Consider the following 14793-nt stretch of genomic DNA (forward strand, 5'->3'; position numbering starts at 1 on the left):
TTAGACCTCCTCCGGACGCTCAAGCAAGCGGGTTACGATCCAACGCTTGGTTGCTGAAAGCGGACGGCTTTCTTTTATCTCAACCAAATCACGTGTCTGGTAAGTGTTGGTTTCATCATGGGCGTGGTAGCGCTTACGACGCTTCACGTATTTTCCGTACACCGGATCACGGAAACGACGGACGACTTCAACCACCACGGTCTTTTGAGCACGCTTTGGGTTGGAAGTGTCATTGACCACACGACCAGACAGGCGCCTTCGGCTGCCACGCTCGGTAGTCGGCTCAGTTGCCTTTGCGCTTTGCGCTGTGTTTAGGGGACTATTCATTGACCGGCCTCATTTGCTTGGCTTTGGGAAAGACGTTGGGTTTTTAGTGTTTTTGCCCGAGCAATGTCACGGCGCAAACGCTTGATTTTTGCGGTGTCCTCGAGTTGATTTGTCGCATTGGCGAAACGAGCCTGCCAAAGTTCCCTTCGCAGTTCCTTTTCCAAACCTTCCAGATCATCTGTGGATCGCTCTTTGATTTCTTCGAACTTCATAACTGATCCTCACGGCGAATAAATCGCGTTGGCAACGGTAGCTTCACGCTGGCAAGTCTGAATGCTGCTTCGGCAATCGCCTCTGGAACACCCTCAATCTCGTAGAGTACCTTGCCTGGTCGAACGACACTCACCCATTCTTCAACACTGCCTTTACCTTTACCCATACGAGTTTCAAGTGGCTTTTTGGTGATGGGCTTGTCAGGAAATACGCGAATAAAGAGTTTGCCTTGACGTTTGACGTGACGCTGAATCGCCATACGAGCAGCTTCGATTTGCCGAGCAGAAATGCGGCCACAACCAAGGACCTGCAACCCGTAATCGCCAAAGGACACATCGCTACCGCGGTGCGCTACGCCGCGCATACGGCCCTTCATTTGCTTTCTGAATTTTGTTCGTTTTGGACTTAACATGGCTTATCCCCGCGCTTGCTGAGCCTGACCACCGCGCCACTGACGCTGTGGAAGAACTTCACCTTTAAAAATCCAACATTTAACACCAATGGCACCGTAGGTAGTGTGCGCCGTAGCCACTCCAAATTCGATGTCGGCACGAAGCGTATGCAAAGGCACACGACCTTCGCGGTAACTTTCGGAGCGCGCGATTTCCGCGCCACCAAGACGGCCTCCGGCATAAACACGGACACCCTTGGCTCCAAATTTCATGGCCGTTGACATGGCTTTTTTCATAGCGCGGCGAAAAGAAACGCGACGCTCAAGCTGTGTTGCGATGTTTTCAGCAACCAACTGGGCGTTGGTTTCCGCACGACGCACCTCTTGAATGTCGATGTAAAGCTCGTTTTCGGTAAGCTTCTGAAGCTCAGCCTTGAGTTGCTCAACACCGGCACCACGCTTGCCAATAATGATACCGGGACGTGAAGTAGCGATGACAACTTTAACTTTATTTGCTGCGCGCTCGATCTCAATGCCAGCAATGCCCGCGTGCATGAACTTCTTCTTAATGGTCTCACGAAGCTTAAGATCTTCATGAAGCCAACGTGAATATTGCTTATCGCCATACCACTTAGAGTTCCAGGTGCGGGTCACTCCAAGCCGAAAGCCAAACGGATGTGTTTTCTGGCCCATTTAGTTCTTACCCTCTCTTTGACTGAGGACCACAGTGATGTGGCTCATGCCTTTAACAATACGCGTGGCCCGGCCTTGTGCCCGTGGACGCCAACGACGCATCATCGAATCTGGTGCCTTGTTTGCAAAGGCCTCGCTTACGAAAAGCGCGTCTAGGTTAACAGCATCATCCTTGTCGCGTGCATTGGCTATCGCGCTGTCAATGAGCTTCGCCACGAGCGGCGCTGCAGATTTTCTCGTAAAACGAAGAATATCCAGCGCTTCTGCCGCATTTTTGCCACGCACAAGATTAACAATCACTCGCGCTTTACGCGGGGATATTCGTGCGAATCGAGCTTTAGCAACCGCCTCCATGAGCCTCTCCTAATCGTCTTTCTTCTTCGCTACCGGGAGCCGAAAAAGGGTCAGGTCTGTAGCATGGCCGGCCCAAACGCTCAAGGCGACCGCACTACGATAAAGCCGTTTAACCCGGCTAGATTCTACTTCTACTTCAAACATTTAGCGTTTTCCTGTGGTCGGATTGACCTTCTTGCCGGTTTTGCGGTCAGCCGCATGTCCGGTAAAGGTCCGAGTTGGCGCAAATTCACCCATTTTGTGCCCGACCATATTTTCAGTCACAAATACAGTGACAAACTTACGGCCATTATGAACTGCAAAGGTCAAACCAACGAAATCGGGTGTAATCGTCGAACGGCGAGACCAAGTTTTGATGATTTTCTTCTCATTGTTCTTCTGCGCATTGTCCACTTTGCTTTCCAAGTGCGAATCAATGAAAGGACCTTTTTTAACTGAACGTGCCATCTTCTAACTCTCTCACTTCTTCGAGCGACGTTTGACGATAAACTTGTCGCTTCGTTTGTTCGTTCTTGTTTTTAGACCTTTGGACTTCTGACCCCAAGGCGAGCAAGGGTGACGACCACCGGAGGTACGGCCTTCACCACCACCCATAGGATGATCCACTGGGTTCATGGTCACACCGCGGTTATGCGGACGACGTCCAAGCCAACGGGATCTTCCAGCTTTACCAATCGAGATACGTGCATGCTCAGCGTTGGAGACTTGCCCGACCGTAGCGCGGCAGTCCAAATGCACCATTCGCACCTCTGAAGACGGCAACCTGACCTGAGCATAATCGCCATCTTTAGCCATAAGCTGCGCCGCTGTTCCTGCGGAGCGCACAAGCTGTGCCCCTTTGCCAGGCTTCATTTCAATCGCATGAACCATAGTGCCCAGCGGCATGTGCCGAAGAGGCATGGCGTTGCCCGGTTTGATGTCCGCATTTCGGGACGAAAGGACTTCATCTCCAGCACTCAAGCCATCGGGGGCAAGCATGTAAGCTTTGCTTCCATCAACGTAGTGAATAAGAGCAATGTGCGCACTGCGGTTTGGATCGTATTCAATCCAATGCACTTTGCCTGGCACACCAATCTTGCCTCGTTTGAAATCAATCAAACGGTATTTGTGCTTGTGACCGCCTCCACGAAAACGCGAAGTAATGCGTCCAAGATTGTTACGACCTGCCGTGCTGCTCTGAGCTTCAGTAAGCTTTTTGAGCGGTCGCTCCTTGCTTATGTTCTCAAAAGTGTTGACTTCAAAGTAACGGCGCGCAGGTGATGTCGGTTTAAAACGTCTTACTGGCATGATCAGGCCCCTTCAAACATTTCGATTTGTTGGCCAGGCTTCAAAGTCACCATGGCTTTTTTCCAGTTTCTAGTTTTAGCGTATCCACGACCCATGCGTCGCATCTGTCCGCGCATGATAAGCGTGCGAACATTGTCAACATGGACGTTGAAAAGCGATTCAACCGCGTTGCGGATTTCAGCTTTATTGGCGCGCAGATCGACCTCAAACAAGTAGGTGTTCTCTTGCTCGCGAAGGGTATTTCCCTTTTCCGTCAAAACTAAAGGTTTTTTAATAATGTCTTCTATTTGCACAATCTACCTCACGCGCTCTTGCATCGATCTTGCAATGCCATGGCAGCTTCTTTGGTGACCACCAAATGCTCATGACGTAGCAAGTCGTAAAGGTTAACTCCCTCGGGAGGAAGATATTGATGCTTTTCAAGGTTTCGGGCACTTAGCCGAAGCTTGTCATTGCTGTCTTTATCAACAATAAGTGAGCTCTTGACGACTTTGAGGGCTTTGAGCACATCGTTCAAGGTCTTGGTTTTGGTCTCTGCAAGCTCAAAACCATCAACCACTGTGAGTTTGCCTTCTTTTAGCTTTCAAAGAAAGCGCACTACGCAAAGCCCCAACGCGTACTTTGCGAGGAGGACGATAGCTGTAGTCTCTTGGCTGAGGCCCATGCGCTTGACCGCCACCCACAAAGATGGGCGCCCGGATCCCGCCGTGACGTGCACGACCGGTTCCTTTTTGCTTGTAAATCTTGCGCGTGGAACCAGAAACCTCTGCACGGTTCTTGGTCTTGGCCGTGCCGCTGCGCTTGGATGCAAGCTGAGCTTTGAGCACATCGTAGAGCAAGGCTTCGTTGACTTCAGCCGCAAAGACTTCATCAGCGAGCTCAAGCTCACCCACTTTTTTCCGTTTTAGATCGTATACTTCGATTTTTGCCATGATGTACTCTTAGGATTTGATTTCTACGTCAACGCCAGCTGACAAATCGAGCTTCATCAAAGCATCGAGAGTCTGTTGGGTTGGCTCTAAAATATCGAGTAAGCGTTTGTGTGTACGTATTTCAAACTGCTCGCGCGATTTTTTATCCACGTGTGGACCACGAAGCACGGTGTACTTGTTGATGCGTGTTGGAAGCGGGATGGGACCTGCGACCTGCGCACCCGTGCGCCGGACAGTGTCCACAATCTCGCTTGCCGACTGATCCAACAGACGGTGATCGTAGGCCTTCAGACGAATTCTAATTTTTGTTGCTTGGGTTGCCACAGTTTACTCCAAAATCTTAGTCACAACACCGGCACCGACGGTGCGGCCACCTTCACGAATCGCAAAGCGCTGCTTGTCTTCAAGCGCCACCACGGTAATCAACTCCACGTTGATCTTTACGTTGTCGCCGGGCATCACCATCTTCACATCATCTGCCAAGGTGATCGTTCCGGTCACATCCGTTGTGCGCATATAGAACTGCGGACGGTAGTTCGTAAAGAACGGCTTGTGCCTTCCGCCTTCTTCCTTCTTTAGAACGTACACTTCACCTTCAAACTTCTTGTGTGTCTTTAGCGTTCCGGGATGCGCTAGCACCTGACCGCGCTCCACCTGGTCTTTTTCAATACCACGTAGCAAACAGCCCACGTTATCTCCAGCTTGTCCCTGATCGAGCAGCTTGCGGAACATCTCCACGCCAGTGACCACCGTCTTTTTGGGGTCCGTGAAGCCGAGAATCTCCACTTCTTCTCCAACCTTGATCACTCCACGTTCCACACGTCCGGTCACCACCGTACCGCGGCCCTTGATGCTGAACACATCTTCGATCGCCATCAAGAATGGCTTGTCGATGTCGCGCTTTGGCTCGGGGATCCACTCATCCACTGCCTTCATCAAGTTCAAAATCGACTCAACACCCTCTGGCTTGCCTTGAAGCGCTCCGAGCGCACTACCAGGAACCACTGGAATGTTGTCGCCATCAAACTCGTACTTGCTCAGAAGGTCGCGAACTTCCATCTCCACAAGCTCAAGCAAATCTTTGTCATCCACCGTATCGACTTTGTTCAAGAACACGACGATCTGCGGCACACCCACCTGACGTGCCAAAAGCACGTGCTCTTTGGTCTGCGGCATCGGGCCATCGGCAGCACTTACCACCAGAATCGCGCCGTCCATCTGTGCAGCACCCGTGATCATGTTTTTGATGTAATCGGCGTGTCCGGGGCAGTCCACGTGTGCATAGTGACGGTTGTCCGTCTCGTACTCCACATGGCTCACTGCAATCGTGACAATCTTGCTATCGTCACGCACTGTGCCGCCCTTGGCAATGTCAGCATAGGAAATCGCAGAGCCGCCAAACTTCTCGCTCAGCACCTTGGTAATGGCTGCGGTGGTCGTTGTTTTTCCATGGTCAATGTGACCAATCGTGCCAACGTTCAAGTGGGGTTTCGATCTTTGAAATTTCTCTTTCGACATAACCTGTTTTCTCCTTAACTAAATCTTTCAACAAACTTCAGAAGCCTCTTACTTTGGCTACGATTTCTTCTTGTACGTTGCTGGGCACCGCAGAGTACTGATGAAACTGCATGCTGTATGTGGCGCGCCCTTGTGTTTTACTTCGCAAATCGGTTGAATAACCAAACATGGTCGCAAGAGGAACCTCAGCATCGACCACTTTGGCGTTTCCGCGGTCCTCCATACCAGTAACTTTGCCTCTGCGCGAGTTCAAATCACCAATAACATCTCCCATGTACTCTTCTGGCACCACAACTTCGACCGACATCACCGGTTCAAGTAGGAAAAGACCGGCTTTTTTGGCCCCATCTTTAAAAGCCATCGAGGCAGCCACTTCAAAAGCTGGACCCGAAGAATCGACGTCATGATAGGAGCCATCTACCAGCTTGGCGTGCAGATCGACCAAAGGATAACCCGCTAACACACCACGCTGCATCGAGCTTTTAATGCCTTTTTCAACGGAGGGAATGAACTCTCGAGGTATCGTGCCCCCGACGATCTTATCTTCAAAAACAAAGCCTTTTCCTGCTTCGCCTGGGCCCAATTCAAGCCATACGTGACCATACATTCCATGGCCACCGGACTGTTTGACGTATTTCCCTTCGATTTTAACGGTGTCTTTGATGCCCTCGCGATAGGCGACCTCAGGCTGACCCACGTTGCAATCCACTTTGAACTCGCGCTTGAGGCGGTCGACGATGATGTCAAGATGAAGCTCGCCCATGCCTGAAATAATGGTCTGACCCGTTTCTTCATCGGTATGCGCCCTGAAGGAAGGATCTTCAGCAGCAAGTTTACCTAAGGATTCACCCAGTTTGGTTTGATCGACTTTGGTTTTCGGTTCGACCGCAACGGAAATCACCGGATCCGGAAACTCCATGCGCTCTAAAAGGATCGGCGCTTTGTCCGAGCAAAGTGTATCGCCAGTGGTGGCCGTCTTTAATCCGACCGCCGCACAAATATTGCCGGCTTCGATTTCTTTAATGTCTTCGCGTTTGTTGGCGTGCATGAGCAACAAGCGCCCAATGCGCTCGCGCTTATCTTTGGTCGTGTTGAGCACCGCAGTGCCGCTTTGCACAGAGCCCGAGTACACACGCAAGAACGTTAGCTGGCCTACAAACGGATCGTTGATGATTTTAAAGGCGAGCGCGCTAAACGGTGCATCATCCGATGCCTCTCGCGTATCAACGACATCCGTACCTGGTTTTAGGCCTTGGACAGGCGGCACATCCATCGGGGATGGCAAAAAGTTTACGACGCCATCAAGCAACTGTTGCACGCCTTTGTTCTTAAAAGCCGATCCACAAAACACCGGCACAAGGCTTTGAGCAAGCGTTCCTTTGCGAAGCGCAGCAAGAATTTCAACTTGCGAAAACTCGGCGTTGCCCTCGAGGTAGCGTTCCATGAGCGCATCATCGATTTCAGCAACCGCTTCAATTAATTTATCGCGATAGATCTTAGCCTCTTCAGCAAACTCAGCAGGGATATCGACTTCTTTAAACTCAGCGCCAAGCTTGTCATCTTGAAACTCGATGCCCTTCATTTTCACTAAGTCGATGATGCCACGGTGGAACTCCTCGCTGCCCATGGGAATTTGAACGGCCACACCGTTTGCACCCAGGCGTGTACGAATGGACTTGAGCGCTTTTGGAAAATTAGCGCCTGCTCTATCCATTTTATTCACAAAGCACATGCGCGGCACTTTGTATTTGTCGGCTTGGCGCCAGACAGTCTCCGATTGAGGCTCAACACCAGCCACACCATCAAACACAGCCACCGCACCATCAAGCACGCGCAAGGAACGCTCCACTTCAATGGTAAAGTCCACGTGCCCAGGCGTATCAATAATGTTAATGCGAAAGTCGAGGTCTTGATAAGGACCGTCAAGCGGCTTCCAAAAACAGGTCGTTGCCGCCGATGTGATGGTGATGCCGCGCTCTTGCTCTTGTTCCATGTAATCCATGGTCGCAGCGCCGTCGTGTACTTCGCCGATTTTGTAGTTCACGCCCGTATAGAAAAGAATACGCTCAGTCGTCGTGGTTTTACCCGCGTCGATGTGCGCCATAATCCCGATATTACGGGTTCTTTCTAATGGGTATTGCCGTGCCATGGTGACTATTTTTGCGACTGACCTTGTGATGCTTGCGTCACACGAGCGTGCGCTCCGCCAAATACAACAAAACCCTTCACCAGCCCCGCGATTACCTTCGAATCGACTCTTCTGGAAAAGGGTTTCGAGCACGTCTTACTTTTTTGTACTAGAACTTGATAGTTGTTCTAAAGCGACGCTCTCGTCTATGTGTGCTTTGTCATGTTAAGGGTCGTTGCTCTCCTCTGCAGGTGGTTTCCCAAAAGGACCTACCCACACTTAAATTTTCTACCACCTAAAGTGAGCAAAAGCTCGGTTGGCTTCTGCCATACGGTGTGTATCTTCACGCTTCTTCACGGCGCCGCCGCGACCTTGGGACGCTTCAACAAGCTCTGCAGCAAGACGCTCAATCATGGTTTTCTCACCACGTTGACGGCTGTATTGGGTTAGCCAACGCATGGCTAAAGCGTTGCGACGATCGGAACGCACTTCAACAGGCACCTGATAGGTTGCACCACCGACGCGACGGCTTTTCACTTCGACTTTGGGTTTGACGCTATCAAGCGCACGCTTGAAGACATCAAGAGGATCTTCTTTGTAGCGCTGATTGATGATTTCAAATGCGCCATAGACAATGCCTTCAGCTGTGGATTTTTTACCACCCTTCATGACCACGTTCATGAACTTGGCCACGTTGCGCTCGTGAAACTTGGGATCAGGAAGGATTTTGCGTTTTGGAACTTCGCGACGGCGTGGCATAACTATTCCTTATTTCTTGGGGCGTTTGACGCCATACTTAGAGCGACCCTGTGTTCGGTTCGCCTTGTTTGTATTCGATGGACCTTCAGCACCAGCTGCATCAAGCGTGCCGCGCACCACGTGGTAGCGCACACCGGGTAAGTCCTTAACACGACCACCACGGATCAACACAACGCTGTGCTCTTGAAGGTTATGGCCTTCACCTGGAATGTAAGTGGTGGCTTCGATGCCGTTTGATAAACGCACACGAGCGACCTTACGCAGCGCCGAGTTCGGCTTCTTAGGAGTCGTGGTGTACACGCGTGTGCACACGCCACGCTTTTGTGGACAGTTCTGAAGCGCCGGTGAATCGGTGCGGTCTATCTGCTTTTTTCGGCCCTTTCGGACCAACTGATTAATAGTAGGCATGTCTCTTCCAGTTTCGGGAGCGGGAACATTACTTTTCCCGCAGCTCCTGTCAAGCCGCAGACACCCTAAAAAGCGATCAATTTGCAGCTCTACGCGCCAAGACCATGATCCAGCGGCTTTTATCTCACCTAATAATTATCAAAAGCGGTCCGGGGGACCACTCAGGCTTGAGCCAAGTGCTCGCTCGGTTGGCGCTATCCCATAAAAGCGCTTCATCGCCTCTAGATAATTAAGCATCAAGCCCGATTAATGTACCAAAAATGCCAAATTTGGCATGTTTATGGTATAAAACAGACAAGTTTGTCATTAAAACACAATTAAAATTGCCAAACATACAAATCCACATTTGAAACCAAACGGTTTGTAATCTGTATAGTCGGTGTGCTGGAGACGCTTGCCTGCTCCACCTGAGCTCGTCGAATGATCACTAGAGGTTGTGAGTGCGATCGCGAAACGGTTGTGTCTCAAAACGGTCCCGCGGTCTTGTCTGTAATATGTTGAAATTACTTTGTTTATTCACCTAGAGCATGTCCCCATACGGTGTAGCTGGCGGCCACAGTTGTAGCCACTTTGGGGACATCTGTGACCTACTTGGGCACGAATTTTTACAGCTTAGGGGCATCCCAACGCCGATGGTCCACCTTGCCTGCCCAATTCCATTGAGCTTTTTCTACCGCCATGGACATCTGTATCGCTGGCACGATCGTTGCTTATGTGCTCCGACGTCTTGAAATGCTCCACGTTGTCCTACGTGGTTTTTGGAGGAAGTATGAGCCTTTATTCGTTTGCACCATTTAATCGTCACCAACAATGGTGGCTGGGCCTTTTGCCAGCTCTCCTTTTTGCTTGCAGCATGGGATCGGAGCCTGGCCTTGGCTCGGATGCATCAAAACAAAATCTACCAAGCATTGGCGATGTGCGCGCCCAGTGCGCCGCAGAAGCGCAGGCTGCGTACGATGAGTGCACCAATAGCTGCGCCGGACTTGCAGATCAACACCGCACTGACTTCTACGTCAAGACAAAGTGGTTTGTAGGGGAATCCGGAACGCGTTGGGCGGATGGCGACCCTAAAACGGACCCTTGGCAAGAATTGGTCGAAGCCAACAAAGACCACAACATCATCGCAGCCTTTATCGACTTCGATCTCAACGGCTTGCAGAGCGAAAGCGCCCAAGAAAAGGCCGATGCGGTAGTGCAAGCTCGCATCGATCGAGATTCTTGGCCTGCGTTCGAGCCAGAAGTGCTTAGCACTATGGATGTAAACCATTTTGCGGCCACAAACCGTCTGTATGCCTTGTTTCTGGATAAAGACGGAACCTTCAATACCAATTGGCTAAACGATTGCAGTGATCTAAGTGGCACTGGAATGTACAACTCTGGGGGCCTGCGTTCTTTGTGCCAAGAACTCTATTACAGCGAAGGAGTCAGTGAGATTTTGGATCAAATCCATGATCAAGGAAAAATCGATCGCTTGGAGCAAAACTGCCTCGCTAACCGAGGCACTGCCCTTGGAACCTTTCTGGGAGGAGACAACCCCGAAGGAAGTTGCTCCGCCATCCAAGAGCAAAGCGAAAACGAGTGTTGGCATCGCGAATGCCCCATCAACGAGCAGGGGGAAAGTTCCTGCACGCAAGAAGTGCGTGTCTATAGTGATGCACACGTAAATTTTTATGAACCGTTTTGCGATTACAACGAAGTATCGGCCTTTCCTTTGGAAATCCACACCGAACTGGACGAACGCCCGATGGAATACAGGGTGCAAGCTGTCCTGGAAAACACTGCAGGTGAAACCCACACCGTCACCTTTGTTTCAACACGCGACTACCAGGGAGGAGACGGCCTGTACCGCACCTCCGTCCAGCTTAATCCCGGCGAGCGTCTGAGAGACGCGACTGTGTTTGCCGTAATCGATTCGGTCTGGGAAGCGATGCACGTAGAAGATGAGGGCAATTTAGATTTGGCAGAAGGTAATGTGCATCACATCGACGCCCAACTGCTACGTTTGCAGCGCGATGCTGATGACCTTAAAGCAGATAGCAACTGCAAACCGGTCTACCAAGTGCAGATGCGGGATGGATGGCTCGTTCGCGACCCCGAACTCCCGGAAGGCTGGGATCGGGTCAATCATTTCAATACAGGCAGCAAAGGAGCAAACAGCTGCACCGCGCCACTAATCGAACGCCAAGTAATCAGAATTGAAAACAAACGCAAAGCTACACGCCCGGTGATGCTCGCCTACCACGTGGACGAAAATCAAGACACCGTGAACACCTGGTCAGATGCGGTGTTTTCTGTGCCACCCGATAACGGCGATGGGAAGAACGTATACACGATCTTCTCTGATTTTGGCGCAGAAGCATCGTTTATTCAAACTGCCATTGCTCAGAAGGGCGTAAGCGATATCCACGAAATTTCTGTTTTAGTTCCGGACGACACGCCGGGGATGAACTCGGATGTTTTCGGTTTTGGAAATTTCGAGGTCGACCACATCTGGACGGAAAGCCGCTGCGTCGAGGCCGCAATGGTGCGCGGAGAATAAAGCTCGCCGTCAAAGGCCACAGAAACCCGGTGCATTGCAAAGCAGCGCACCGGGTTTTTCTTTTAACCTCACACTCGAACAATGGGCCCCAAAAACACTATCGATAACGGGATGGGCGAAACTGTAAAAGGCCTTGGCACATTCTTTGGGGGAGCTTTAACGGGCTCGTTGATAAGGTGTGGAAGTGGTTTGTGGGGAAAAATCAAATAATTTCGGCTAGCTGCACCTGCGCAATTCTTATCACTCCCGCGGGATTCTACTGTCGATAAGAATGGGAGTGATAGGGAAACGCGATGGAACTGAACTTACTCGTAGATGGATTGGTTAAGCAGGCGATGGTGCTGATAGCAAAAGTGGCCACGACAGGGGGGAGTCGTTCTCCTTTGGCCCATTTGGCGACGCAGGTATTTAGCGAGCTCGCTGAAGAGCTGCGCTCTAAAGGTCTGGGGCACAAAGTGATTGCCGACATGTTTGGAATTTCGTTACGTGCCTACCATGCAAAACCTCGCCGGATTCGCGAAAATCCACCGGCCAGACAAGCGAACCTTTGGAATGAAATTGTATCCTTTCTTGAAAACCGTCCATCTGCGGGACGTGCAGAAATTATCAAACAGTATCCGCGTACCGATCCCGATCTTATAGTAGGGCTACTTAATGACATGGTTGAGAGCGGTTGGGCTTTTCGAAGTGGCGATGGACGTAACGCACGGTATCGATTGGTCAGAGCCGATGATATCGATGAGGGCGGGACAGAGGCTATTGCTGCGATGCTGCGGGTGCTCATTCATAACCGCACTCAGTTAAGTTTTGATGAGGCTCAACAAGAGCTTCCCTCGCTTTGTTCAGAAAAGATACGTGATGCTCTAAATCACCTTGAAGAAGAAGCTCAAATTGTGCGCAAAGTGATCGCTGGCAAAGAGATCTATGAAAGCCCTCTGCTGCTTTTGCCTGTTGGACAAGCCAGTGGATGGGCTGCAGCGATGGTCGACCATTTTCAAGCTGTATCCAATACGATTTCAGCAAGTGCTCAGCGACGCAAGGGCCACGAGCTTGCGCCGCATTGTTTTGGGAGCACCTATCATTTCGATTTGCAAAAGGATCACCCTCTCTATGAAGAGGTTTATGAGCATCTTTGTCGCTTCCGCGAAGCGACTTCGGAGCTTCGTGCTCAAGTTGCACAAACCGCAAAAGAAAACGAATCGACAGGAAAGGGAACCCCATGAAAAAAGTTGTGTTGATCATTTTACTGCTTGGCTCATTTGAATGCATCGGAGGTGAGTCTCATTTTGCTCGGAGCCCGGCAAGCCTGATGGATATTGCGAACATGTGCGATGAATGGGACGGCTGGCGCACGCGGTGTCAGGAAGAACTCAATGATCCCACTTTTTATGCGGACGCTCCAGGTGAAAATTACCTGGAAGAATGCAAAACAGAACCCTTTTGGACTTTTGTTTGGGACAAAGCCACTGCGGCGATGGAGGATTGTTTCAATCACTTGGATTGTTCTGGTGGCGATGACCGCTGTTATGGGCAAATGACTGAGTTGCTGAACCTCAACCTTGATGAGGACCAGCTCTATCTTGCATGCATGGATAAAACCCAAGCGTGCTCGGGATTAAGTAGTGATGGATGCACTCCAATCCCTGTGTATCACGATGAAGCTCGTGGGGCGGTAGAGCAATGTTTGTCCTACAGTTGTGAAGACTTTTCCAATTGTTTGGTAGACCCTTCAGCTTTCTGAGGCATAAAGTCAGACAAATTCAAATCTCAATTAATCGCTTTGTCTTTGCAGCGATTACCGAAAGTGATACGCACAAAAAATGATAGTGCACGATTTTTTTTGAAACGAAATGCGCTTGAGCGGGCACAGAGATTACATGGAAGGAAATTACCATGAAGTCTCAAATTTGTTTTTTTCTTAGTACTTTCTTTGTTCTTGCGCTGTTTTGTGGCTGTGCGGTCCAAGCCGAACAGGAACTTGGTGTTAGTGACGGGCAAGCCATTATTGGCGGACATGAAGCACCATACCATCCTTGGATGGTAGCGATCATCGATGCTAAGCATGGTCCCTGGCACCCTTACTACGATCAGATTTGCGGCGGAGCACTTATCGCAGAAAGCTGGGTTATCACCGCAGCACATTGCATCGAACGGCCGTCTGAACCAGGGACTTATATATCGGTGGTAGGCGCGCACAATCTGAAATCACTAGCTGCGATGAAGTGGAGTCATGCGGATCGAATTTACTTGCACGAGGATTATGATCCGTCGACTTCTGAAAACGATATTGCGTTGATTCATCTAAAACAAGCGTTTCGCAACCAGGTTCTGGTCCCAGGAAGAGTCGGCAAAAATACCTCGGCTACGGTTGCAGGTTGGGGGATGACAGAATACGGAGGGTATCCTGCAATACTCCAGGAGGTTGATCTCGACCTCGTTTCCGATGAAAGGTGTGATGAGATTTACGGTGCTCTAACTGACGTCGATTATTTCGGAGATGTTATGATCTGCAACTTTGCTCATGAATTTCAGGACAGTTGCTCAGGAGACAGTGGTGGGCCTTTGTTTGCAGGTGATACGCTTGTCGGAATCGTCAGCTGGGGCGTGGGTTGTCGCTCGAGTGGTATCTACACTGAAGTCGGAGCCTATCAAGCTTGGCTTCAAAGCCATATTCCCAACCTTCCCTTTCGGGATTGAGCATGTTGAAGCAGTCTATTCGCATTGTGAAAAAATTAATGCGTGAACTGTTCGATTCGAGCGGCGTGTTGGGGAAAACGTTGAGTCAATTCTTGACGACTTGCCGTGGTGAAATCACTAAACTCAAAACCAGGGCTTACCGTGCATCCAAGTAGGGCCCACTGACCGCCTTCTGCAAGGCGACTTCCTTGCCAAACGCCCGCTTGCACAACCACCTGTGGTCTTTGACCCGCAGCGAAGTCGATGCCTAAACGATGTTCTGTGAGTGTCCCATCTTGAGCGATTTGAATCATCTCGCACAGGTCACCTGCATAGAAGTGAAAAACCTCATCGGACGTGACGGTGTGAAGCCCTGAAAACTCATCCGGTGTCAGCAGATAGTAAATACAGGTTCCATAGCACCGTCGCCCTCCGTGTTCCGGCAAGGCCTCTGCGGGAATGAAACCTTTCGCTCTGTAGCTTTCACAGTAGTAACCACCTTCTTCCGGAAGCGGTACTAAATTAAGTTTTTCAATCAGCGCCTCGGCAGAGATTTTCATTGTTTCAC

At 50.5% G+C, this 14793-nt stretch carries 18 protein-coding genes and 1 pseudogene; 4 read left to right on the top strand and 15 right to left on the bottom strand.

Annotation, left to right across the window (positions count from 1 at the left end):
- The 14 genes and pseudogenes from rpsQ to IPJ88_01540 all read right to left on the bottom strand — a co-directional run bounded on the left by rpsQ (position 1) and on the right by IPJ88_01540 (position 9010).
- On the bottom strand, positions 1–327 hold the full coding sequence (rpsQ, locus tag IPJ88_01475) for a 30S ribosomal protein S17 (GenBank protein ID QQR90444.1): 327 nt from the start codon (positions 325–327) through the stop codon (positions 1–3).
- Positions 324–539, bottom strand: a complete 216-nt coding sequence (gene rpmC, locus IPJ88_01480) for a 50S ribosomal protein L29 (protein ID QQR90445.1) — start codon at positions 537–539, stop codon at positions 324–326. Before rpmC ends, rpsQ begins: the two co-directional genes overlap by 4 nt.
- Positions 536–952, bottom strand: coding sequence for a 50S ribosomal protein L16 (rplP, locus tag IPJ88_01485; protein ID QQR90446.1), 417 nt, complete (start codon positions 950–952; stop codon positions 536–538). The genes rpmC and rplP overlap by 4 nt, the downstream gene beginning before the upstream one ends.
- A 3-nt stretch (positions 953–955) precedes the next feature.
- A complete protein-coding gene (gene rpsC / locus IPJ88_01490; GenBank protein ID QQR90447.1) occupies positions 956–1624 on the bottom strand; it encodes a 30S ribosomal protein S3 in 669 nt (222 codons plus the stop codon).
- Positions 1625–1978 (bottom strand): 50S ribosomal protein L22, encoded by a 354-nt coding sequence (rplV, locus tag IPJ88_01495; protein ID QQR90448.1) that lies wholly within the window; start codon positions 1976–1978, stop codon positions 1625–1627.
- A gap of 144 nt (positions 1979–2122) precedes the next feature.
- Positions 2123–2425 carry a 30S ribosomal protein S19 gene (rpsS, locus tag IPJ88_01500; GenBank protein ID QQR90449.1) on the bottom strand — a complete coding sequence of 101 codons (303 nt, stop codon included), beginning with the start codon at positions 2423–2425 and terminating at the stop codon, positions 2123–2125.
- A gap of 12 nt (positions 2426–2437) precedes the next feature.
- Positions 2438–3265 carry a 50S ribosomal protein L2 gene (gene rplB / locus IPJ88_01505; protein ID QQR90450.1) on the bottom strand — a complete coding sequence of 276 codons (828 nt, stop codon included), beginning with the start codon at positions 3263–3265 and terminating at the stop codon, positions 2438–2440.
- A 2-nt stretch (positions 3266–3267) separates the two neighbouring features.
- Complete coding sequence (locus IPJ88_01510) at positions 3268–3558, bottom strand: 50S ribosomal protein L23 (protein QQR90451.1); 291 nt, start codon at positions 3556–3558, stop codon at positions 3268–3270.
- 8 nt (positions 3559–3566) lie between these two features.
- Positions 3567–4197 (bottom strand): annotated as a pseudogene (gene rplD / locus IPJ88_01515) (50S ribosomal protein L4).
- A 9-nt stretch (positions 4198–4206) separates the two neighbouring features.
- A complete protein-coding gene (gene rpsJ / locus IPJ88_01520) occupies positions 4207–4521 on the bottom strand; it encodes a 30S ribosomal protein S10 (GenBank protein QQR90452.1) in 315 nt (104 codons plus the stop codon).
- A 3-nt stretch (positions 4522–4524) separates the two neighbouring features.
- Positions 4525–5715 carry an elongation factor Tu gene (gene tuf, locus IPJ88_01525; GenBank protein ID QQR90453.1) on the bottom strand — a complete coding sequence of 397 codons (1191 nt, stop codon included), beginning with the start codon at positions 5713–5715 and terminating at the stop codon, positions 4525–4527.
- 37 nt (positions 5716–5752) lie between these two features.
- Positions 5753–7864 (bottom strand): elongation factor G, encoded by a 2112-nt coding sequence (gene fusA, locus IPJ88_01530; protein ID QQR90454.1) that lies wholly within the window; start codon positions 7862–7864, stop codon positions 5753–5755.
- Between the two features lie 267 nt (positions 7865–8131).
- Positions 8132–8602: a 30S ribosomal protein S7 gene (gene rpsG, locus IPJ88_01535; protein QQR90455.1), complete on the bottom strand. Its 471-nt coding sequence runs from the start codon at positions 8600–8602 to the stop codon at positions 8132–8134.
- 9 nt (positions 8603–8611) lie between these two features.
- Positions 8612–9010, bottom strand: coding sequence for a 30S ribosomal protein S12 (locus tag IPJ88_01540; GenBank protein ID QQR90456.1), 399 nt, complete (start codon positions 9008–9010; stop codon positions 8612–8614).
- 769 nt (positions 9011–9779) lie between these two features.
- Between IPJ88_01540 and IPJ88_01545 the strand changes: the two genes are divergently transcribed.
- From IPJ88_01545 to IPJ88_01560, 4 genes are all read left to right on the top strand, one after another.
- On the top strand, positions 9780–11549 hold the full coding sequence (locus tag IPJ88_01545; GenBank protein ID QQR90457.1) for a hypothetical protein: 1770 nt from the start codon (positions 9780–9782) through the stop codon (positions 11547–11549).
- 293 nt (positions 11550–11842) lie between these two features.
- Positions 11843–12772: a hypothetical protein gene (locus tag IPJ88_01550; protein QQR90458.1), complete on the top strand. Its 930-nt coding sequence runs from the start codon at positions 11843–11845 to the stop codon at positions 12770–12772.
- On the top strand, positions 12769–13290 hold the full coding sequence (locus IPJ88_01555; protein QQR90459.1) for a hypothetical protein: 522 nt from the start codon (positions 12769–12771) through the stop codon (positions 13288–13290). The genes IPJ88_01550 and IPJ88_01555 overlap by 4 nt, the downstream gene beginning before the upstream one ends.
- A 152-nt stretch (positions 13291–13442) precedes the next feature.
- Positions 13443–14246, top strand: coding sequence for a serine protease (locus IPJ88_01560; GenBank protein ID QQR90460.1), 804 nt, complete (start codon positions 13443–13445; stop codon positions 14244–14246).
- Positions 14247–14281: 35 nt separating this feature from the next.
- Here the strand turns inward: IPJ88_01560 and IPJ88_01565 are convergent, their stop codons facing one another.
- Positions 14282–14785, bottom strand: coding sequence for a cupin domain-containing protein (locus IPJ88_01565; GenBank protein QQR90461.1), 504 nt, complete (start codon positions 14783–14785; stop codon positions 14282–14284).
- Positions 14786–14793: the final 8 nt, after the last annotated feature.

It is taken from the genome of Myxococcales bacterium (assembly GCA_016699535.1).
Lineage (GTDB): Bacteria > Myxococcota_A > Polyangia > Polyangiales.